Consider the following 20,732-nt stretch of genomic DNA (forward strand, 5'->3'; position numbering starts at 1 on the left):
GACGTATGACGTCCCGCGGCGCCGGGGCTCAGCCGTGGCAGCGGGGCTGCGGGGCCGGCCGCTCGGCGTCGCGGCGCAGGTAGACCCGGTGGTCCCCGCACGCACCGCCCACCTCGACGTAGTGCTCCTCGAGGACCTCGCGCAGCGCGGCACCCGCCTCCGGCGTCCAGGCGCCGAGGTGGACCCACTCGACGAACCACGTCGGTCGCCGCGGTGAGGCCAGCAGCTCCTGCAGCCGCTCCAGGTCGGGGTCGAGGGTGCGCATCGGCAGGCTCCACAGGTAGCGGTAGGGCGAGTCCATCCCGCTGGCCAGCTGCAGGTCGGCGCGCCCGCCGAAGACGGTGAGGGTGTCGCCCGGCTCGGCAGAGGCGGCCAGGGCCGCGCCGGTGTCGGCCTCGTCGAGCTCCTGCAGGCCGAGCAGCTGCACCGCGCCCCACACCACCAGCGAGACCGCGCTCGAGACCGCCGTCGCGGCGACGACCGCCCGCATCGCCACGCCGCGCTTCGAGCGCCGCCGCACCAGCAGGGCCGCGGCCAGCGCCGTCGAGGGCACCAGCACCAGCAGGTAGTCGCGCCAGTAGGAGCCGCTGGCCACCAGCGCCGCGGTGTCGGCGCCCAGCATCGCCAGCACCGCCCAGGTCACGGGTGCGTCGCGGCCGACCTCGTCGCGCACGTGCACCAGCAGGCCGCCGATGACCGCGACCATCCCGGCACCGGCCGCCACGACCACCAGCAGCGCGGCCCGCTCGGTGGGTGCCGAGGCGGGTTGCGCGGCCAGCACCGCCGAGGCGTCGGTGCGGAAGCCCCACACGGCGTACCCCAGCGCCTCGAGCCGTACGCCGGCAGCCACCGCCCAGCCGAGCGTGGCCAGCACCGGCACCGTGGCCCCCGCGAGCGCCGCGCCGGCGAGGGCCGCGCCCCGGCGCAGCGTCACCTCGCGCCCGAGAGCCGCGACCAGGAGCAGCACCCCGCCGAAGACCAGTCCACCCACGAGGCTCTGCTTGAGACCCAGCGCGGTCGCCGACACCGTGCCGGCGGCACCGGCCAGCAGCAGCGCGCGCCGACCCCCGGCCCGCCGCAGCGCCAGCAGCGCGAGCAGGCAGCCGCCCATCACCAGCGGCAGGCCCAGCAGCTCGCCCTTGGTGGCGACCACGTCGATGAGCGGGGTCACGCACAGCGCCGCCACCAGCACCGCGGTCCACCGTGCCGCCGACGGCCCGGCCACCAGCCGGGCGGTCACCGCGGCCAGCAGCACCAGCGCCGTCACGGCCACCGCCCCCAGCACCCGCACCGTGAGCGGCCCGGCGAGCCAGTCCGCGGCGCCGTAGGTGGCCACCAGCGACGGCGGCCGGTCGACGAAGTAGGGCCCGTAGACGCTGTCGGCGCTCGGCGCCCACGCGCGTGCCACGAGCGTGAAGCCCGCCTCGTCGGGGCGCACCGGCCGGAACAGCCCGACCAGCCGCAGCCCACCCGCCACCAGGGCGACCAGCAGCACGAAGCGGCGCTCCCGGCCCATCGCCCACCTCCGCTCGACGGCTCGTCACCGCACGACCCACGACCGAAACGTCGCCGCAACGTCGGTGGGCCAACGTAGTCCACAGCCCGCCGTCGGAGCGGGCCCACGGAGGAGGAACCCATGCTGTGGAAGGTGCGGGCCAGCTCGCCGGACCGCCCGGGAGGTCTCGCCGCGCTCGCGCAGCGCTGCGCCGAGGCGGGCGCCGACATCCGGGCCATGCAGGTCTTCCCCGGCGTCGACGAGGTCACCGACGAGGTGGTCGTCGACGTGCCGGGCGACTGGGGCGAGGCCGACGTGGCGGTGCTGGTGGAGTCCGCCGGCTGGCGGCACGTCTTCTCCACCCCGTGCACCGGCGCGGCGCTGACCGACCAGCCCACCCGCTACGTCGAGGCCGCCCGGCAGGTGCTGGCCTCGCCCGAGAGCTTCCCCGAGGTGGTGGCCGCGCTCTTCGACACCGAGCCCGACCAGGGCCCGGGGGGCGACCTGCTGGAGATGACGGTCGGCGACGTGCTCGTGCAGGTACGCCGCGCCACCCCCTTCACCGACACCGAGCGGGCGCGCGGCGTCGCCGTCGCCGAGCTGGTGACCGACGTGCTGCGGCGCGGACGGCCCGACCCGGCGATGGCCGCCCCGGTCGCCGGTCGCCGCCTCGGCGACGGTGCGCGGCCGTCGTACGTCGTGGAGGGCCGGGTGGTCTCGGCGGTGGTCGCCGACGTGGTCGTGGGCCGCGCGAGCCTCGGGCTGCCCGGCGAGCCGGCGAGCCAGGAGCTCGAGGACGGCTGCCTGCCGCTGGTGCTGCGGGTCGACCCGGCCTGGCGACGCCGCGGCGTGGGGACCCGGCTGCTGGTCGCCGCGTCGCGCCTGGCGCTGAGCCTCGGCGCCCGCGAGGTCGCGCTGAGCACCACCGCCGACAACCGCGCGGTGCTGCCGCTGGTGCTGGCGGCCGGCATGCACGGACGCATCCGGCTGGCCTCCGACCAGCTGACCGTGCGGGTGCCGGTGCAGGGCCTGCGGCCGCTGGAGGTCGGCTCGGCACCGGTGTGACGCGAGACGCGCCCTCCGCCAGCGCCGGGCACCGCCGTCGCCCGTACGATGAACGGGTGGAGATCCCGGAGAAGTTCGCCGCCCTCGGCCTCACCTACGACGACGTGCTGCTGCTGCCCGGTCACTCCGACCTGGCGCCGGCCGACATCGACACGACCTCGCGCCTGACCCGCGAGATCTCGCTGAAGGTGCCGCTGGTCAGCGCAGCGATGGACACCGTGACCGAGTCGCGGATGGCGATCGCGATGGCCCGCGAGGGCGGGATGGGCGTGCTGCACCGCAACCTCTCGATCGAGGACCAGGCCTACCAGGTCGACCTGGTCAAGCGGACCCAGACGGGCATCATCTCCAACCCCGTGGTCATCGGTCCCGACGCGACCCTCGAGGAGCTCGACCGGCTCTGCGGCGAGTACCGCGTCTCGGGCCTCCCGGTCGTCGACGCCGACCAGCGGCTGCTGGGCATCATCACCAACCGCGACCTGCGCTTCACCCCGGTCGCGGAGTGGTCGACGCTCAAGGTCGAGGAGGTGATGACCCCGATGCCGCTGATCACCGGCCCGGTCGGCATCTCCCGCGACGAGGCCACCGCCCTGCTGCGCAAGCACAAGCGCGAGCGGCTGCCGCTGGTCGACGACCAGGGCCGCCTGGCCGGCCTGATCACCGTCAAGGACTTCGTCAAGAGCGAGCAGTTCCCCCACGCGTCGTACGACGCCCACGGCCGGCTGCTCGTCGGTGCCGCGATCGGCTACTTCGGCGACGCCTGGCAGCGCGCCACCACCCTGGTCGAGGCGGGCGTCGACGTGCTGGTCGCCGACACCGCCCACGGCAACGTGCGGCTGCTGCTCGACATGGTCGCCCGGCTCAAGAGCGACCCGGCCACCCGCCACGTGCAGGTCATCGGCGGCAACGTCGCGACCCGCGAGGGCGCCCAGGCCTTCGTCGACGCCGGCGCCGACGCGGTCAAGGTCGGGGTGGGCCCCGGCTCGATCTGCACCACCCGCGTCGTCACCGGCGTGGGCGTGCCCCAGGTCAGCGCGGTCTACGAGGCGTCGCTGGCCACCCGGCCGGCCGGCGTGCCGCTGATCGCCGACGGCGGCATGAAGTACTCCGGCGAGATCGCGAAGGCGATCGTCGCGGGCGCCGACGCGGTGATGCTCGGCTCGCTGCTGGCCGGCTGCGAGGAGTCGCCGGGCGAGCTGGTCTTCGTCAACGGCAAGCAGTACAAGTCCTACCGGGGCATGGGCTCGCTCGGCGCGATGTCGAGCCGCGGCAAGAAGTCCTACTCCAAGGACCGCTACTTCCAGGCCGAGGTCACCAGCGACGACCAGATCGTGCCCGAGGGCATCGAGGGGCAGGTCGCCTACCGCGGCCCGCTCTCCGCGGTCTCCCACCAGCTCACCGGCGGGCTGACCCAGTCGATGTTCTACGTCGGCGCGCGCACCGTGCCCGAGCTGCAGGAGAAGGGCCGGTTCGTGCGGATCACCTCGGCCTCGCTCAACGAGAGCCACCCGCACGGCGTGCAGATGACCGTCGAGGCGCCCAACTACACCGGGCGCTGATCGCGGGGGAGGAGTCGGGCATGGGAGCCGGGCACGACCACGGGGCGGGGGCGAACCGCGCCCGGCTGGGCACCGCCCTGGCGCTGACCGGCGTGGTCGTCGTCGCCCAGGCGGTCGGTGCGGTCGTCACCGGCAGCCTGGCGCTGCTGGTCGACACCGCCCACATGCTCACCGACACCGTCGGGCTGGGCATGGCCCTGGTGGCCAGCGTGCTGATGACCCGGCCGGCCACCGACCGGCACACCTGGGGGCTGCGGCGCGCCGAGGTGATCGCCGCCCTGGCCCAGGCCACGCTGCTGCTGGCGGTGGGCGGCTTCGCGCTCGTCGAGGGCGTACGCCGCCTGGTCACCCCCGCCGACGTGCCGTCGACGTCGCTGCTGGTCTTCGGCGTGGTCGGCCTGGTGGCCAACCTCGTCGCGCTGGCGGTGCTGACCGGGGGCCGCCGCTCGAACCTCAACATGCGCGCGGCCTACCTCGAGGTCGCCAACGACGCGCTGGGCTCGGTGGCGGTGATCGTGAGCGCGGTGCTGATCGCCGCGTTCGGGTGGGTGCGCGCCGACAGCGTCGCGGGCCTGCTGATCGCGCTGCTGATCCTGCCGCGCACCCTGCTGCTGCTGCGCGACAGCACCCGGGTGCTGCTCGAGTCGGTGCCGCCGGGGCTCGACCTGGCCGACGTGCGCCGCCACATCCTCGAGGTGCGCCACGTAGTCGACGTGCACGACCTGCACGTCACCCGGGTCTCCTCCGACCTCCCGGTGCTGACCGCCCACGTGACCATGCAGCGGGCCTGCTTCGAGTCGGGACACTCGGGCGAGGTGCTGCGCGAGCTGCAGGAGTGCGTGGCCGAGCACTTCGACGTCGCCATCGAGCACTCCACCTTCCAGATCGAGCCCGAGGGCCACGCCGGCACCGAGCACGCCCACCACTGAGCCGGCGGCGCGGGCCAGCGGTTAGCCTGGCCCCGTGAGCGAGATCGAGATCGGCCGCGCCAAGCGGGCCCGCCGGGCCTACTCCTTCGACGACGTCGCGATCGTGCCCTCCCGGCGCACGCGCGACCCGGAGGAGGTCAGCACGCACTGGCAGATCGACGCCTACCGCTTCGACCTGCCGGTGATGGCCGCGCCCATGGACTCGGTGATGTCGCCGAGCACCGCGATCGCCTTCGGCCGCCACGGTGGCCTGGGCGTGCTCAACCTCGAGGGCCTGTGGACCCGCTACGAGGACCCCGAGCCGCTGCTCGAGGAGGTCGCCGGGCTGACCGGCACCGAGGCGACGCGCCGGATGCAGGAGATCTACCTCGAGCCGGTCAAGGCCGAGCTGATCACCCAGCGCCTGCGCGAGGTCCGCGAGTCCGGCGTGACCGTCGCCGGGTCGCTCTCGCCGCAGCGCACCAAGGAGTTCGCCAAGACCGTCGTCGACGCCGGGGTCGACATGTTCGTCATCCGCGGCACCACCGTCTCGGCCGAGCACGTCTCCAGCCAGGCCGAGCCGCTGAACCTCAAGGAGTTCATCTACGAGCTCGACGTGCCCGTCATCGTCGGTGGCTGCGCGACCCACCAGGCCGCCCTGCACCTGATGCGCACCGGCGCCGCCGGCGTCCTCGTCGGCTTCGGCGGCGGCGCGGCCCACACCACCCGCACCGTGCTGGGCGTCGCGGTGCCGATGGCCTCCGCGGTCGCCGACGTCGCGGCCGCGCGCCGCGACTACCTCGACGAGTCGGGCGGGCGCTACGTGCACGTCATCGCCGACGGCTCGATCGGCCGGTCCGGCGACATCGCCAAGGCGATCGCCTGCGGGGCCGACGCCGTGATGGTCGGCTCGCCCTTCGCCCGCGCCAGCGACGCCCCGGGGCGCGGCTTCCACTGGGGCACCGAGGCGCACCACGCCGAGCTGCCCCGCGGCCAGCGGGTGCAGTTCGAGACCGTCGGCACCTTCGAGGAGATCCTCTTCGGCCCCTCCCGGGTCGCCGACGGCACCATGAACCTCATCGGCGCGCTGCGTCGGTCGATGGCCACCACCGGCTACACCGACTGCAAGGAGTTCCAGCGCGTCGAGGTCGTCGTCGAGTAGGCCTGTGTGGTGAGCACACCGTGAGCACACCGTGAGCATCGCGACCACCGCGCTGCGCGTCGCCGCCGGCCAGGCGGCGGCCGTGCCGGGCGACCTCGACGCCAACCTGCGCACCACCGCGCGCCTGGCCGCGCTGGCCGGCGACCAGGGGGTGCGGGTGCTGGTGCTGCCCGAGGCGTTCCTGACCGGCTACGACGCCGCCGTCTTCGCCGGCAGCCTGCCCGGGCCCGCCGACCTCACCGGCCCCCGGCTCGACCCGGTGCGCGAGCAGGTGCTGCGCACCGGTGTGACGGTGGTCGTCGGCACCGCGCTCGACCGCGGCTCCCGGCGCACCCTGTCGACCCTCGTGGTGCGGCCCGACGGGGCGGCCGGCGACGGGGTCGCTGCCCACCTGCCCTACGACAAGCAGCACGTCGACCAGCCCGAGCGGGAGTGGTTCGAGGCCGGCGACCACGGCGCCTCCATCGTCGTCGACGGCGTCGAGCTGGGCCTGTCCACCTGCTACGACGGCTGCTTCCCCGAGCACGCCCGGGCCGCCAGCGACGCCGGCGCGCTCGGCTACCTGTGCTCGGCGGCGTACTTCCCCGGCGGCGCCCACCGCCGCGACCTCTACTACGCCGCCCGCGCGCTCGACAACGGGTTCTACGTCGTCCTCTCCGGGCTCACCGGCAGCTGCGGGGCCAGCTCCTTCATCGGCGGCTCGGCCGTCTACGACCCCGAGGGCCACCCGCTGGCCCGGCTCGGCGAGGAGGAGGGCCTGGCCATCGCCGAGATCCAGCCCGAGCAGGTGACCGCGACCCGCGAGCGGCACCGGATGCACCACGAGCACCGCGACGACCTGGGGGACCGCGTGCGGGTCTGACGCCCACCGGCGGCCAGGGGCTAGAGTGAGCAGGCTCTGTGACCTTCACCACTCTCGGGAGGCGTCCGTGACCCGCTTGATCCCCGCCCTGACCAGCGCGCTCGCGCTGGGCCTGCTCACCGCCGGCGCCTCGCTGCCGAGCACCGCCGCCCCGGCCGTCGCCGGCGCTGCGACCGCTCCGGCGGTCCGCGCCGACCGGCCCGACCGGGCCACCGACGTGGCCCGCCCGGCGCTGCGCACCGGCCTGACCGACCACAGCTTCTACTTCGTGATGGCCGACCGGTTCGCCAACGGCGAGAGCACCAACGACACCGGCGGCATCGAGGGCGGTCGTCTCGAGCACGGCTTCGACCCCACCGCCAAGGGCTTCTTCAACGGCGGCGACCTGGTCGGCCTGCGCGAGCAGCTCGACTACATCGAGGGCCTGGGCACCGACGCCATCTGGCTGACCCCGGTCTTCGAGAACAAGGCCGTCCAGCTCGAGGACGGACCCTCCGCGGGCTACCACGGCTACTGGATCACCGACTTCACGCGCATCGACCCCCACCTGGGCACCAACGCCGACCTGGCCGACCTGGTCGACGCCGCCCACGAGCGGGGCATGAAGGTCTTCTTCGACATCATCACCAACCACACCGCCGACGTCATCGGCTACGAGCAGGGTGCGCGCACGGCGTACGTGCCCAAGGACGTCGAGCCCTACCGCACCGCCGACGGCGAGCCCTTCGACGACCGCGACCACGCCGGCGGCGACGACTTCCCCGAGCTCGACGCCCAGACCTCGTTCCCCTACACCCCGGTGCACGAGGAGGGCGAGGAGGACCTCAAGGTCCCGGCCTGGCTCAACGACCCGACGCTCTACCACAACCGCGGCAACACCACCTTCACCGGCGAGGACAGCCAGTACGGCGACTTCTTCGGCCTCGACGACCTCTTCACCGAGCACCCCACCGTGCGGGAGGGGATGATCGACATCTACCGCACCTGGGTCGACGAGCTCGGCATCGACGGGTTCCGCATCGACACGATGAAGCACGTCGACGACCCGTTCTGGCAGTCGTTCGGGCCCGGCCTGCTCGACTACGCCCGCAGCCACGGCAAGCCCGACTTCTTCATGTTCGGCGAGGTCGCGCTCGACGGCGCCGACGCCGCCGCCAAGGCCTTCACCTCCGGCTACACGACCCGCGCCGGCATGCAGTCGGTGCTCGACTTCCCCTTCCAGTGGGCCGCGCGCGACTTCGCCTCGCGCGGCACCAGCGCCGCCGACCTGGCCCGGTTCTTCGTCGACGACGACTTCTACACCGACGCCGACTCCAACGCCTACGCGCTGCCCACCTTCCTCGGCAACCACGACATGGGCCGCTTCGGGCACTTCGTCGGCGCCGACAACCCCGGGGCCGACGAGGCCGAGCTGCTGCGCCGCGACCGCCTGGGCCACGAGCTGATGTTCTTCTCGCGCGGCAACCCGGTCGTCTACTACGGCGACGAGCAGGGCTTCACCGGCACCGGCGGCGACCAGCTGGCCCGCCAGACGATGTTCGCCAGCCAGGTGCCGGAGTACGCCGACGACACCCAGCTCGGCACCGACGCGAAGACCCCGGCCACCGACAGCCTCGACCCGACGCACCCGCTCTACCGCCGCATCGCCCGCCTCGACCGGCTCACCGAGCGCCACCCGACGCTGCGCGACGGCGCCCACCAGGTGCGGCTGGGCCAGGACGGGCCCGGCGTCGCCGCCTTCTCGCGCCTCGACCGCGACCAGCAGCGCGAGTACGTCGTGCTGCTCAACAACGCGAGCACCGCACGCTCGGCGAAGGTCTCCACCTGGGTCCGCAAGGGCGCCTTCCGCAAGGTCTACGGCCCGGGGGAGCAGCGGGTGCGCACCAACGGCTCCGGCGCGGTGCGCGTGCGGGTGCCCGCCCTGTCCACGGTGGTGTACGCCGCCACCGAGCGGCTGGCGGCCTCGCGCCGGGCCCCGGCGATCACGCTGCGCACCCCGCGGCCCAGCGCCGTCGATCGCGGCCGGATGCTGGTGGGCGCACGGGTGGCCGGCCGCTCCTTCGCCGAGGTGACCTTCCAGGCCCGGGTCGGTGGCGGCGCCTGGCAGAGCATCGGCACCGACGACTCGGCGCCCTACCGGGTCTTCCACGACACCAGCGCGCTGGCGACCGGCACCCCGGTGCACTACCGCGCCGCCGTCCTCGACAACGCCGGCCACGCCCGGCTGGCGAAGGCGCGCGGCACCCAGGTCGCCGCCCCGGCCATCACGCTGAGCACCTCCGGCTCCGACGGCACGGTCAGCAGCATCGACCCGGTCACCGTCAGCGCCGAGGTCCAGCCCGAGCGGCCCACCCAGTCGGTGCGCTTCGAGCGCCGGGTCGGGCCCGACGGGGCCTGGGAGGTGCTCGGCACCGACACGTCCTCGCCGGCCTACCGGGCCACCGACGACATCGAGGGGCTCGAGCTCGGCACCGAGGTCACCTACCGCGCGGTCCTGCTCGAGCCGGGCGCCGAGCCGGTGACCAGCGACGAGGTCACGGTGCGCACCGCCGCCCCGCAGCCGGCCCGCGACAGCGTCACGCTCGCCGGCAGCCTGCAGGACGAGCTCGGCTGCCCGGCCGACTGGCAGCCCGACTGCGCGGCCACCCACCTGGCCTTCGACGCGACCGACGGCCGCTGGCACGCGACCTTCACGCTGCCCGAGGGCAGCTACGAGTGGAAGGTCGCCGTCGACGACTCGTGGGACGAGAACTACGGCGCCGGCGGGGCCGCCGGGGGAGACAACCTGGTGCTGGACGTGCCGGCCGGCGGTGCGGCGTACACCTTCACCTGGGACCAGGTCACCCACGTGCCCTCGGTGTCACCTGCGCAGTAGCCGGCTCCCTCTGGGAGGATGCCGCGCGTGAGCGAGGACGTGCCCGATGTCGTGGTCATCCACACCGACGGGGCGTGCGTGCCCAACCCGGGGCCCGGCGGGTGGGGCGCCCTGCTGCGCCAGGGCTCCCACGAGCTCGAGCTCTGCGGGGGCGAGGCCGGCTCCACGACCAACAACCGGATGGAGCTGACGGCGCCGATCATGGCGTTGACGGCCCTCAAGCGACCGGTGCGCGTCGAGCTCTACACCGACAGCACCTACGTGCGCTCGGGGATCACCACCTGGGTGGCGGGCTGGATGCGCAACGGCTGGCGCACCTCGGCCAAGCAGCCGGTCAAGAACGTCGACCTGTGGCAGCAGCTGCACGCGGCCTGCGAGCGCCACGACGTGCACTGGCACTGGGTCAAGGGCCACGCCGGCGACGAGGGCAACGAGCGGGCCGACCGGCTGGCGGCGCGCGGGCTGGCCGAGGCGGTCGCGGGCGCGCGTTGAACCGCCCCCGGTGAGCTCGTCACCGGGGGCGGTCCATTGCCCTGGAGGCCGTTGGGCGGGGGCCTAGGCCACCAGCTGCACGAGCAACCCCGCGCTGATGGTCGCGCCGGTCACCAGGCACGTCACGACGAGCAAGCCCGACGCGACGTCGTCCTCCACGCACCGTGCCAGGTGCGCGCGGGCGGTGTGGAACCGGTGCATCAGCGCAGCTTGACGGTGCGTCCCTTGGCGGTGTCGGAGTAGACGCCCGAGGGGTCTGCGGTGGTGAAGTGGAAGTCCGTCACCCGCGCCTTGCCCTCCGACCACTTGTAGCCACCGGTGGGGCGGCGGACCGGGAGGTAGAACTTCTCCTCCTCGCCGGTGCACTCGAAGGCGGAGAGCGAGGCCACCCGGGCCGTCGCCGTCTGCGTCCCGCCGGTGGTGACCTGGGTCAAGGTGGCGGTGAGCTCGGCGCTCGTGGTGTCCTCCGAGCAGGTCACCCAGACGGCCACGTAGGCGATCTTGCCCGACGACGAGATCGAGCCCTTCTTGTTGATCTGGATGATGGTGCTGTCGGCCTGTGCCGGCAAGGCCGACAGGGTCAGGCCGGCCATGGTGGTCGCTGCTGCGAGCAGCTGTACGGACTTGCGCATCGTTGTCTCCCGAAGTGATGTGAATGGTCGTGTGGCCCCCTGGCGACCACGAGCAGGACGCTAGGCCGATGCCCGGACGGCTGCGTCGCCCAAATCGGGGAACCGCGGCGGGGTCGGCGGGCCGTTGACAAACGAGAACACGTTCCACCACGCTGACGCGTGTCAACTCGTGCATGACCCACGTCACACCGGGGGAGTCCCGTGAGCCAGCCTGTCGCACCCGATGCCGACCTGACCCTGCAGCGGTCCAGCCGCGACGCGAGCGACTCCGCCGCCAGGCTGGCGCGGTGGCTGGCCGCCCGGCTGCCCGCCGGTGCCGACCCCGGCGTGGCCCTCGGCTCCGGGGTCGACGCCAACGGGATGAGCTCCGAGACGGTCGTCCTCGACGTCACCTGGACCGAGGGCGGTCAGCGCCGCACGCGGGGGTACGTCGCCCGCGTCGCGCCCACCCCGCAGGACGTGCCGGTCTTCCCCGCCTACGACCTGGCGGGCCAGCACGAGGCGATGCGCCTGGTCGCCGAGCTCACCGACGTGCCGGTCCCGGCCGTGCGCTGGATCGAGCCCACCGACGAGGTCCTCGGCAGCCCCTTCTTCCTCATGGACCGGGTCGAGGGCCGGGTGCCGCCCGACGTGCTGCCCTACCCCTTCGGCGACAACTGGCTCTTCGACGCCTCCGCCGACGAGCAGCGCCGGCTGCAGGACCGCACGGTCGAGGTGGTCGCGGCCCTGCACGCCGTGCCCGACGCCGCGTCGCGGTTCGACTTCCTCGATCCCGGCCCCGGCCCCGGCCCCGGCCCCGGCCCCGGCCCCGGCCCCGGCCCCGGCCCCGGCCCCGGCCCCGGCCCCGGCACTGGCACCGACACCGACACCCTGCGGGCCGTCCTGGCCCGCACCCGTGCCTGGTACGAGTTCGCGAAGGCCGACGTCGGGCCCTCGCCCACCGCGGAGCGCGCGCTGGCCTGGCTCGAGACCCACGAGCCCGCGACGACCACCGGCACGGTGCTGTGCTGGGGCGACGCCCGCATCGGCAACATCCTCTACGACGGCTTCGAGCCCGCCGGCGTGCTGGACTGGGAGATGGCCACGCTCGGCCCGCGCGAGCTCGACCTCAGCTGGCTGGTCACCGCCCACCAGGTCTTCCAGTCGATCGTGGAGGTGCTCGGCCTGCCGGGCATGCCGGGCTTCCTGCGAGAGGACGACGTCCTGGCGACGTACGAGCGCGCCAGCGGCGTCCGGCTGGGGGACCTCGACTGGTACCACGTCCACAGCGGCCTGCAGTGGTGCATCGTCTTCATGCGCACCGGCTTCCGGCAGCTGCACTTCGGCGAGATCGCCGAGCCCGACGACATCGAGTCGTTGATGCACAACCTGCCCCTGCTGCTCGACACGCTGGAGAGGGTGGGTGCCTGAGATGGTCGGACCGCTGGACGAGTTCGCGCTGCACCAGGCCCCGCTGCCCGTGGGGTGGGCCGCCACCAGCGACCGCAACTTCTACGACCGCAGCTACTTCAACGCCCACGACCGCAGCGGCGAGCGCCTGCTGATCATGGGGCTGGGCTACTACCCCAACCTCGGCACCAAGGACGCGTTCGTGCTGTGGCGCCGCGGCGACGTCCAGACCGCGCTGCACCTCGGGGACCCCGTCGACGACGACCGCCTCGACATGCACGTCGGTCCCTTCCGCATCGAGGTGCCCGAGCCGCTGCGCCGCCTGCGGGTGGTGCTCGAGGAGACCGAGGGGCTGGCGCTCGACCTGCACTGGACGGGCTCCTTCGACGCCGTGCAGGAGCAGCCCCACGTGATGCGCTCGGGCAGCCGCGTCACCCTCGACGCGCAGCGCTTCGCCCAGGTGGGCTCGTGGGAGGGCACGATGCTCGTCGACGGCGAGGAGATCACCGTCTCTCCCGACACCTGGCTCGGCACCCGCGACCGGTCGTGGGGCATCCGCCCCGTGGGCGAGCCCGAGCCGGCGGGGCGGCCGGCCGACCCGCCCTTCGACGGGATGTGGTGGACCTACGTGCCGATGCGCTTCGACGACTTCTCGATCGTGCTGCTGATGCAGGAGACGCCCGAGGGGCACCGCACCTTCAACGACTGCAGCCGGATCTTCGCCGACGGACGCATCGAGCAGCTCGGCTGGCCGCTGGTGCAGGTGCGCTACGCGTCGGGCACTCGCACCGCCACCGGCGCCACGATCCGCTGCACCCGCCCCGACGGGGTCGAGGTGCTGCTCGAGGTCGAAACCAGGCTGCCCACCCCGCTGCACCTCGGCGGCGGGTACGGCGGCGACAGCGACTGGAGCCACGGGCTCTGGAAGGGAGCGGGCTTCGTCGAGCGGCTCAGCTACGACGTCACCACCCCCGAGAACGCCGGCAGGGCCATGTTCGGCGTCGTCGACTACGTCGGGCGCAGCACCTGCCACGAGGAGGGCCGCACCAGCGAGGGCTGGGGCCTCTTCGAGCACGGCGCGATCGGGCGCCACGACCGCAGCGGCTTCGCCGACTGGTTCGACCTCGCGCCCTGAGCGGCGCCCACCCACCGCCCCACACCCCACCCCACCCCGCGCCACCAGTCCAGCAGTCCAGCAGCCCAGGAGCCCCGGATGACCCAGACCCAGGACCACCGACCGATCGGCGTCGACGCGCTCGACCGCGACTCCTTCTACATCGACGGGCGGTGGACCCGACCCGCCACGGGCGACGTCATCGAGGTCGTCTCGCCGCACACCGAGCAGGTCGTGGCGCGGGTGCCCGAGGGTCGTCCCGCCGACATCGACGCCGCCGTGGCGGCCGCGCGCCGGGCCTTCGACGAGGGGCCCTGGCCGCGCACGTCCCCGGCGGAGCGGATCGAGGTCGTCCAACGCCTCTCGGGCCTGTACGCCGCCCGGCTGGGCGACATGGCCGAGCTGATCACCATCGAGATGGGCTCGCCCACATCGTTCGCCAACCTGGCGCAGTCGCCGGCCCCCTGGATGCAGATCGAGGCGTTCATCGCGATCGCGCGCGACTTCGCGTGGGAGGCCGCCCGACCGGGCGTGCTCGGCTCCGACGTGCTGGTGCGCCACGAGCCGGTCGGGGTGGTGGCGGCGATCGCTCCGTGGAACGTCCCGCAGTTCACGCTGGTCTCCAAGGTGGTCCCGGCCCTGCTGGCGGGGTGCACGGTGGTCGCCAAGCCCGCCCCGGAGTCGCCGCTCGACGCCTACCTGCTGGCCGAGCTGCTGGACGAGGCGGGCGTACCGCCCGGCGTGGTGAACATCGTGGCCGGCGGCCGCGAGGCCGGCGCCCACCTCGTCGCCCACCCGGGCATCGACAAGGTGGCCTTCACCGGCTCCACCGCCGCCGGTCGCACCATCGGCGCGGTGTGCGGCGAGCAGCTCAAGCGCTGCTCCCTCGAGCTGGGCGGCAAGTCGGCGGCCATCGTGCTCGACGACGCCGACCTCGCCGTCACGATGGAGGGCCTGCGCTTCACCTCCTTCATGAACTCCGGGCAGGCCTGCGTGGCCCAGACCCGGGTGCTGGCCCCGCGCGGGCGCTACGCCGAGGTGGTCGACGCCCTGGCGCAGACCGCCGCATCGATGCCGGTCGGCGACCCGGCCGACCCCGCCACCGAGGTCGGCCCGATGGTGGCGCGCCGGCAGCAGGAGCGGGTGACGTCGTACATCGAGGTCGGCCGGGGCGAGGGGGCCCGCCTGGTCACCGGCGGCACGGGGATGCCCGAGGGCCTCGACCGCGGCTGGTACGTGCGCCCGACGGTCTTCGCCGACGTCGACAACCGGATGCGCATCGCCCAGGAGGAGATCTTCGGGCCCGTCGTCTCGGTGATCGCCTACGACGGCGTCGAGGAGGCGGTGCGGATCGCCAACGACTCCGACTACGGCCTCGCGGGGACCGTGTGGACCGCCGACCTGGCGGCCGGGATCGACGTGGCCCGCCAGGTGCGCACCGGCACCTACGGGGTCAACACCTACACGATGGACTTCGCCGCGCCCTTCGGCGGCTTCAAGGCCTCCGGGGTGGGCCGCGAGTTCGGGCCCGAGGGGATGGCGCAGTACACCGAGGTCAAGTCCATCTACACCCCGCCGCCGGCGGGCTAGCCTGTGCGGGGAGGGTCCGGTCCCTCCCCGCGGGCGGGGCCCGGACGTCTGGACACCTGGTCGAGACCGGTGCGACCGGCAACCCCAGGGAGCATGGCCCACTCGGGCCAGGTCGACCCCAGGGACGGTCCCGAGTCGTCGATGCGGCGCATGCGCGGGCCGAGAGTGGGACCCACATCGACGCGGCGGGGAGGGGTTTTCGCCGCATGAGGGGGAGGACTCCACCATGCGCCTGAAGCGCACACGAAATCTGGCCACCACCGTGGCCGTGACCACGACCCTGGGCCTCGCGGGCCTGCCACTGCTCCTCGCGCCCGCCTCGGCCGCACCGGCGCCCCGGCTCGAGCTGAGCATCACCGCCGACAAGACCACGGCCGCCGGCGGCGACAGCGTGGTCTACACGCTCTCGGTCAAGAACACCGGCGGCTCGGTGGCCACCGCTCCCGTCATCACCCACACCGTCCCCCACGGCCTCACGCTCACCAGCGCGCCGGGGTGCAGCGCCACGGGCGCCACGCTCACCTGCACCCTCGGCGACCTGGCCGCCGGCGCGACGGCCGCGCCGCGCACCGTCACCGCCACCGTCGACGCCTTCACCGCCCCGGCGCCCAGCGACTCCGGGCACCGGCTGGTCTACGTGAAGGAGGAGAAGTTCGTCGAGCTGCCCGCCGGCAAGGCGACGACCGCCTCGCTGGCCTGCCCGGCCGGGCACGTCGTCACCGACGGCAGCCTGCAGCTCGACAGCGTGCACGCCTCGAGCGCCACCGACGTCTTCACCACCGAGAGCTACGCCGCCACCGTCGACGGTCGCTCGGGCTGGGTGGCGAGCGTCGTCAACGACGGGGCCCGCGCCACCGGCAAGCTGCGGGTGAGCTGCCTGGCCACGCAGACCACCGGCTCCAGCCACACCCACGCACTGGTCGGCGGAGTCACGCGCACGACCGGCACCGCGACGGGCGCCGACGGCGACGGCGTCATCGCCGCGACCAGCGGTTCCTGCGCCAGCGGACAGGTCGCGATCGCGCCCTCGTTCGAGTTCACCGCCGGGTCGGGCCTGATGATCTCCTCGGCACCCCAGGGCGCCGGGTGGTCCTTCACCGCCGAGGAGCTCGAGGAGGACAGCAGGTTGAAGGTCTCGGTCGCGTGCCTCGACCTGGCCACGGCTCCCGCCCACGGGCACAGCGCGCAGCTGGGCCTGCGCTCGGTCGACCCCGTCGCCCGGATGATCGAGGACGGCGCCTCCGGCTCCGTCGAGACCAGCTGCGGGCCGTCGGCGTACGCCGTGGCCGGTGGCTTCAGCGCCACCGAGCCCGGCCTGCTCCAGGTCGGCTTCGACCCGCGCTACGAGACCCGGTCGCACCAGTTCTTCAACGACAGCGGCGACAAGGCCCGGGCCGAGGTCAGCGCGGTGTGCCTGGAGTCCTCGCTGGGCGGCGAGCGCGGCAGCAAGCAGATCACCAGCACCGCGGTCGTGACCTCCGGCACCAGGTCGGCCAGCGGCTCGACCACCATCACCGCCATCGCCGGCGGCGAGCCGGCCACGCCGAGCATCAGTGCCGCCGGTGCCCAGCACAACGCGGCGGGCAGCAAGATCAAGGTCACCGTCTCGTGCGGGGCGGCCCCCTGCACCCTGACCGGCAAGGCGATCTCGCTGGGCTCCGAGTCGGGCGGCATCGCCAAGGGCAAGCAGATCGGCTACGGCAAGATCAAGCTGGTAGCGGGTCAGACCAAGGTGCTCAAGCTCGGTGTGAAGAGCAGCTTCCGCACGCAGGTCAAGAGCAGCGGCTTCAAGAAGTTCACCCTCACCCTGCGTGGTGGCGGCGTCGACGAGAAGATCGACCTCGCCATCTGAGCAGCCTCTGGGCGAGTGCTCCGGCGTCATCGAGCGCCCCGGGACCTGTGGTCCCGGGGCGCTTGACACTTTCTTTTGCTGTGTAAAAGAGCACACTCGCTACCAATCGGTAGTGAGCGAGACCGCGGTCACATACCCTCGGTACATGAACGCCCAGCAGCCCGACCGGCCCGGTGCCCCGTCGCTCGACGGGCCGCACGACCCCGAGCACGACCCGACCGCGTCGTACGCCCTCGAGCCGGAGTACGTCGCCTCGCTGACCCGGCGCGTGCGCAGCAGCACCGGGCGCACCGCCGAGGTGCGCACCCCGATCAACGGGGCGCCGCTGGCGCACGTGCCGCAGTCGGGCGAGCAGGACGTGCAGGGGGCCTTCACCCGGGCGCGGCGCGCCCAGGCGGCGTGGTCGCGCACCAGCCTCGAGCACCGCTCGGCCATCATGATGCGGCTGCACGACCTGGTGATCGACCGCCAGGAGGAGATCCTCGACCTCATCGTCTGGGAGTCGGGCAAGGCTCGTCAGCACGCCTTCGACGAGCCGATCCACATCGCGCTCACCGCGCGCTACTACGCCCGCACCGCGCACCAGCACCTCGACCCCCGGCGTCGCCTCGGCGTGGTGCCCGGCCTGACCCGGGTCGAGGTCAACCGCGTGCCCAAGGGCGTCGTGGGCATCATCTCGCCCTGGAACTACCCCTTCACGATGGCACTGTGCGACGGGCTGCCCGCGCTGATGGCCGGCAACGCCGTGGTGGCCAAGCCCGACGCCCAGACCATGCTCTCAGCGCTGCTGGGTGCGCAGCTGCTCGAGGAGGCCGGCTTCCCGAAGGACCTGTGGCAGGTCGTGGCCGGCCCCGGCTCCGACGTCGGCCCCCAGGTGATCGGCCAGGCCGACTACATCTGCTTCACCGGCTCCACCGCCACCGGCCGCCGGGTCGCTGCCGGCTGCGCCGAGCGGCTGATCGGCTGCTCCCTCGAGCTGGGTGGCAAGAACCCGATGCTGGTGCTGCGCGACGCCGACGTCGAGAAGGCCGCCGAGGGCGCGGTGCGTGCCTCGTTCTCCAACGCCGGCCAGCTCTGCGTCTCCGCCGAGCGGCTCTTCGTCGCCGACCAGGTCTACGACCGCTTCGTCGAGCGCTTCGTGGCACGCACCCAGGCGATGACCCTGGGCGCGAGCCTCCAGTGGGGCAACGACATGGGCTCGCTGGTCAGCCAGGCGCAGCTCGACACCGTGACCAGCCAGGTCGAGGACGCCGTCGCCAAGGGCGCGCGGGTGCTCACCGGCGGGCGCGCCCGGCCCGACCTGGGCCCCTACGTCTTCGAGCCGACCATCCTCGAGGGCGTCACACCCGAGATGACCTGCTTCGGCCAGGAGACCTTCGGGCCCGTGGTCTCGCTCTACCGCTTCCACGACGAGGCCGACGCGGTGGCGCGGGCCAACGCGGGGGAGTACGGCCTCAACGGCTCGGTCTACAGCCGTGACGGCGTCCGGGCCCGGGCGATCGCGCGCGAGATCGCCTGCGGCACCGTCAACGTCAACGAGGCCTTCGCGGCCACCTTCGCCTCCATCGACTCGCCGATGGGCGGGATGCGCCAGTCGGGGATGGGGCGGCGCCAGGGGAGCGAGGGCATCCACCGCTACACCGAGACCCAGTCGGTCGCCACGCAGCGGCTGATCCGCATCGCCCCGATGCTGGGCATGTCCGACGAGACCTACGCACGGGTGATGACCGCCCAGCTGCGTGTGATGAAGAAGCTGGGAAGGCCCTGACATGAGCGAGCACGACTACGACGTCCTGGTGATCGGCTCCGGGTTCGGCGGCTCGGTGAGTGCGCTGAGGCTGACCGAGAAGGGCTACCGCGTGGGCGTGGTCGAGGCGGGCGCCCGCTTCGAGGACGACGACTTCGCCTCGGGCACCTTCGACCTCACCCGCTACCTGTGGGCGCCCGCCCTGGGCTGCTACGGCATCCAGCGCATCGACGCGGTCCGCGACACGATGATCGTGGCCGGGGCGGGCGTCGGCGGCGGCTCGCTGGTCTACGCCAACACGCTCTACGAGCCGCTGCCGGCCTTCTACAACGACCCGCAGTGGAGCCACATCACCGACTGGAAGTCCGAGCTGGCGCCCTACTACGACCAGGCCAAGCGGATGCTCGGCGTGGTCGAGAACCCGGTGCGCACCCCGGCCGACGACGTGATGGAGAAGGTCGCCGGCGACATGGGCGTGGCCGACTCCTTCCACCCCACCCCGGTGGGCGTCTTCTTCGGCGGCCCGGGCCAGCAGCCCGGCGAGCAGGCCGAGGACCCCTTCTTCGGCGGCGCGGGCCCCGCGCGCAACGCCTGCCTCAACTGCGGCGAGTGCATGTCGGGCTGCCGGCACAACGCCAAGAACACCCTGGTCAAGAACTACCTCTACCTCGCCGAGAAGCAGGGCGCGCGGGTCATGCCGCTGAGCACCGTGACCCGCATCCGCCCCCGCGAGGGCGGCGGGTACGACGTGACCATCAAGTACACCAAGGCCAAGCGCGCCACCGCGCGCACCACCCGCACCCTCACCGCCGAGCACGTGGTGATGGCCGCGGCCTCCCTCGGCACCCAGAAGCTGCTGCACCGGATGAAGGACGAGGGCCACCTGCCGCGCGTCTCCGACCGGCTCGGCTACCTCTCGCGCACCAACTCCGAGTCGATCCTGGGCGCCATCGCACCCAAGTCGGACACCACCGACTACTCCTACGGCGTCGCGATCACGTCGAGCTTCCACCCCGACGCCGACACCCACGTCGAGCCGGTGCGCTACGGCAAGGGCTTCAACGCGATGGCGATGATGCAGACCGTGCTCACCGACGGCGACGGCGACGGGCCGCGCTGGCGCGCGTGGTTGAAGGAGATGTGGACCCAGCGCCGCGAGATCGCCAACCTCTACGACCTCAAGCACTGGTCGGAGCGGACCGTGATCGCGCTGGTGATGCAGAGCCTCGACAACTCGATCACCACCTACGGCAAGCGCAACAGGCTCACCGGGCACTGGCGGATGACCTCGCGCCAGGGCCACGGCGCGCCCAACCCGACGTGGATCCCGGCGGCCAACGACGCGGTGCGCCGCATCGCCGGGGTGCTGGGCGGCACGGCCGGCGGCAACATCGGCGAGCCCTTCAACATGCCGCTGACCGCCCACTTCATCGGTGGCTGCGCGATCGGCGACTCGCCCGAGAGCGGCGTGATCGACCCCTACCAGCGCGTCTACGGCCACCCCGGCCTGCACGTGATGGACGGCGCCGCGATCACCGCCAACCTGGGGGTCAACCCGTCGCTGACGATCACCGCGCAGGCCGAGCGCGCGATGGCCCTGTGGCCCAACAAGGGCGAGGCCGACCGGCGTCCCGGGCTGGGCGCCGACTACCGCCGCGTCGACCCCGTCGCGCCGCTGCACCCGGTGGTCCCGGAGGGCGCTCCCGGCGCCCTGCGGCTGCCCATCGTGGGAGTCAGCTGAGGCTGGATGTCTAGCCCACGAAAAAAAGGTGCGGGAAAGCCCGTCACCCACGTAACCCCCTGAGATCGACCTCGTTGTGAAGGTCAGACCCGGCAGTCATGCTCCCTCCCAAAGGTCGGGTCGTTTGTCCAAGCTGCTGTCCAACAGAGGCGTGGACGATCAGGGCCCGGCCATCCTCCCTCCCCGGCCGGGCCCTGGTGCTATTTCTGGGCGCTGCAGGAGTCCCCGGCCGGCCGGGGACTCCCGCGC

Annotated in this window: 16 protein-coding genes; 13 read left to right on the forward strand and 3 right to left on the reverse strand. The window is 73.2% G+C overall.

The features are described from left to right. Window positions 1-28: 28 nt before the first annotated feature. Window positions 29-1,516, reverse strand: a complete 1,488-nt coding sequence (locus tag JOE61_RS15055) for a hypothetical protein (protein WP_193666978.1) — start codon at window positions 1,514-1,516, stop codon at window positions 29-31. Between the two features lie 120 nt (window positions 1,517-1,636). Between JOE61_RS15055 and JOE61_RS15060 the strand changes: the two genes are divergently transcribed. The 7 genes from JOE61_RS15060 (at window position 1,637) to rnhA (ending at window position 10,418) form a co-directional block, all read left to right on the forward strand. Beyond that, window positions 1,637-2,560 carry a GNAT family N-acetyltransferase gene (locus tag JOE61_RS15060; protein ID WP_193666979.1) on the forward strand — a complete coding sequence of 308 codons (924 nt, stop codon included), beginning with the start codon at window positions 1,637-1,639 and terminating at the stop codon, window positions 2,558-2,560. Window positions 2,561-2,616: 56 nt separating this feature from the next. Next, on the forward strand, window positions 2,617-4,119 hold the full coding sequence (gene guaB / locus JOE61_RS15065; RefSeq protein ID WP_193666980.1) for an IMP dehydrogenase: 1,503 nt from the start codon (window positions 2,617-2,619) through the stop codon (window positions 4,117-4,119). Between the two features lie 20 nt (window positions 4,120-4,139). Beyond that, a complete protein-coding gene (locus tag JOE61_RS15070; protein WP_193666981.1) occupies window positions 4,140-5,048 on the forward strand; it encodes a cation diffusion facilitator family transporter in 909 nt (302 codons plus the stop codon). A gap of 34 nt (window positions 5,049-5,082) precedes the next feature. After that, on the forward strand, window positions 5,083-6,189 hold the full coding sequence (locus JOE61_RS15075) for a GuaB3 family IMP dehydrogenase-related protein (protein WP_193666982.1): 1,107 nt from the start codon (window positions 5,083-5,085) through the stop codon (window positions 6,187-6,189). A 31-nt stretch (window positions 6,190-6,220) separates the two neighbouring features. Continuing rightward, window positions 6,221-7,051, forward strand: a complete 831-nt coding sequence (locus JOE61_RS15080; RefSeq protein ID WP_307823040.1) for a carbon-nitrogen hydrolase family protein — start codon at window positions 6,221-6,223, stop codon at window positions 7,049-7,051. A gap of 67 nt (window positions 7,052-7,118) precedes the next feature. Further along, window positions 7,119-9,926, forward strand: a complete 2,808-nt coding sequence (locus JOE61_RS15085; protein ID WP_307823041.1) for an alpha-amylase family glycosyl hydrolase — start codon at window positions 7,119-7,121, stop codon at window positions 9,924-9,926. Between the two features lie 27 nt (window positions 9,927-9,953). After that, window positions 9,954-10,418 carry a ribonuclease HI gene (gene rnhA, locus JOE61_RS15090; RefSeq protein WP_302709024.1) on the forward strand — a complete coding sequence of 155 codons (465 nt, stop codon included), beginning with the start codon at window positions 9,954-9,956 and terminating at the stop codon, window positions 10,416-10,418. 63 nt (window positions 10,419-10,481) lie between these two features. On the opposite strand, the gene JOE61_RS15095 is transcribed toward rnhA, so the two are convergent. Together JOE61_RS15095 and JOE61_RS15100 are read right to left on the reverse strand one after the other, a co-directional pair. Then, window positions 10,482-10,619, reverse strand: coding sequence for a hypothetical protein (locus tag JOE61_RS15095; RefSeq protein ID WP_193666983.1), 138 nt, complete (start codon window positions 10,617-10,619; stop codon window positions 10,482-10,484). Continuing rightward, window positions 10,619-11,050 carry a hypothetical protein gene (locus JOE61_RS15100; protein ID WP_193666984.1) on the reverse strand — a complete coding sequence of 144 codons (432 nt, stop codon included), beginning with the start codon at window positions 11,048-11,050 and terminating at the stop codon, window positions 10,619-10,621. The genes JOE61_RS15095 and JOE61_RS15100 overlap by 1 nt, the downstream gene beginning before the upstream one ends. A 201-nt stretch (window positions 11,051-11,251) precedes the next feature. Here JOE61_RS15100 and JOE61_RS15105 point away from each other — a divergent pair, with 201 nt between their 5' ends. The 6 genes from JOE61_RS15105 (at window position 11,252) to JOE61_RS15130 (ending at window position 20,483) form a co-directional block, all read left to right on the forward strand. After that, window positions 11,252-12,460 carry a phosphotransferase family protein gene (locus JOE61_RS15105; protein WP_204797253.1) on the forward strand — a complete coding sequence of 403 codons (1,209 nt, stop codon included), beginning with the start codon at window positions 11,252-11,254 and terminating at the stop codon, window positions 12,458-12,460. 1 nt (window position 12,461) lies between these two features. Further along, a complete protein-coding gene (locus tag JOE61_RS15110; protein ID WP_193666985.1) occupies window positions 12,462-13,574 on the forward strand; it encodes an Rv3169 family protein in 1,113 nt (370 codons plus the stop codon). Window positions 13,575-13,652: 78 nt separating this feature from the next. Beyond that, window positions 13,653-15,143 (forward strand): aldehyde dehydrogenase, encoded by a 1,491-nt coding sequence (locus JOE61_RS15115; RefSeq protein ID WP_193666986.1) that lies wholly within the window; start codon window positions 13,653-13,655, stop codon window positions 15,141-15,143. 226 nt (window positions 15,144-15,369) lie between these two features. Continuing rightward, window positions 15,370-16,995, forward strand: a complete 1,626-nt coding sequence (locus JOE61_RS15120; RefSeq protein WP_193666987.1) for a DUF11 domain-containing protein — start codon at window positions 15,370-15,372, stop codon at window positions 16,993-16,995. 145 nt (window positions 16,996-17,140) lie between these two features. After that, window positions 17,141-18,763, forward strand: coding sequence for a succinic semialdehyde dehydrogenase (locus JOE61_RS15125; RefSeq protein WP_193666988.1), 1,623 nt, complete (start codon window positions 17,141-17,143; stop codon window positions 18,761-18,763). Window position 18,764: 1 nt separating this feature from the next. Then, a complete protein-coding gene (locus JOE61_RS15130; RefSeq protein ID WP_193666989.1) occupies window positions 18,765-20,483 on the forward strand; it encodes a GMC family oxidoreductase in 1,719 nt (572 codons plus the stop codon). The last annotated feature ends 249 nt before the right edge of the window (window positions 20,484-20,732 follow it).

The sequence above is a fragment of the Nocardioides salarius genome (assembly GCF_016907435.1).
GTDB lineage: Bacteria > Actinomycetota > Actinomycetes > Propionibacteriales > Nocardioidaceae > Nocardioides > Nocardioides salarius.

Excerpts from the sequence above, each read along its gene's own strand:
- JOE61_RS15060 (WP_193666979.1), top strand. The coding sequence starts at position 1,637 with ATGCTGTGGAAGGTGCGGGCCAGCTCGCCGGACCGCCCGGGAGGTCTC.
- JOE61_RS15095 (WP_193666983.1), bottom strand. The coding sequence starts at position 10,619 with ATGCACCGGTTCCACACCGCCCGCGCGCACCTGGCACGGTGCGTGGAG.
- JOE61_RS15130 (WP_193666989.1), top strand. The coding sequence starts at position 18,765 with ATGAGCGAGCACGACTACGACGTCCTGGTGATCGGCTCCGGGTTCGGC.
- JOE61_RS15115 (WP_193666986.1), top strand. The coding sequence starts at position 13,653 with ATGACCCAGACCCAGGACCACCGACCGATCGGCGTCGACGCGCTCGAC.
- JOE61_RS15120 (WP_193666987.1), top strand. The coding sequence starts at position 15,370 with ATGCGCCTGAAGCGCACACGAAATCTGGCCACCACCGTGGCCGTGACC.
- JOE61_RS15110 (WP_193666985.1), top strand. The coding sequence starts at position 12,462 with ATGGTCGGACCGCTGGACGAGTTCGCGCTGCACCAGGCCCCGCTGCCC.
- JOE61_RS15055 (WP_193666978.1), bottom strand. The coding sequence starts at position 1,516 with ATGGGCCGGGAGCGCCGCTTCGTGCTGCTGGTCGCCCTGGTGGCGGGT.
- JOE61_RS15100 (WP_193666984.1), bottom strand. The coding sequence starts at position 11,050 with ATGCGCAAGTCCGTACAGCTGCTCGCAGCAGCGACCACCATGGCCGGC.
- JOE61_RS15125 (WP_193666988.1), top strand. The coding sequence starts at position 17,141 with ATGAACGCCCAGCAGCCCGACCGGCCCGGTGCCCCGTCGCTCGACGGG.
- JOE61_RS15070 (WP_193666981.1), top strand. The coding sequence starts at position 4,140 with ATGGGAGCCGGGCACGACCACGGGGCGGGGGCGAACCGCGCCCGGCTG.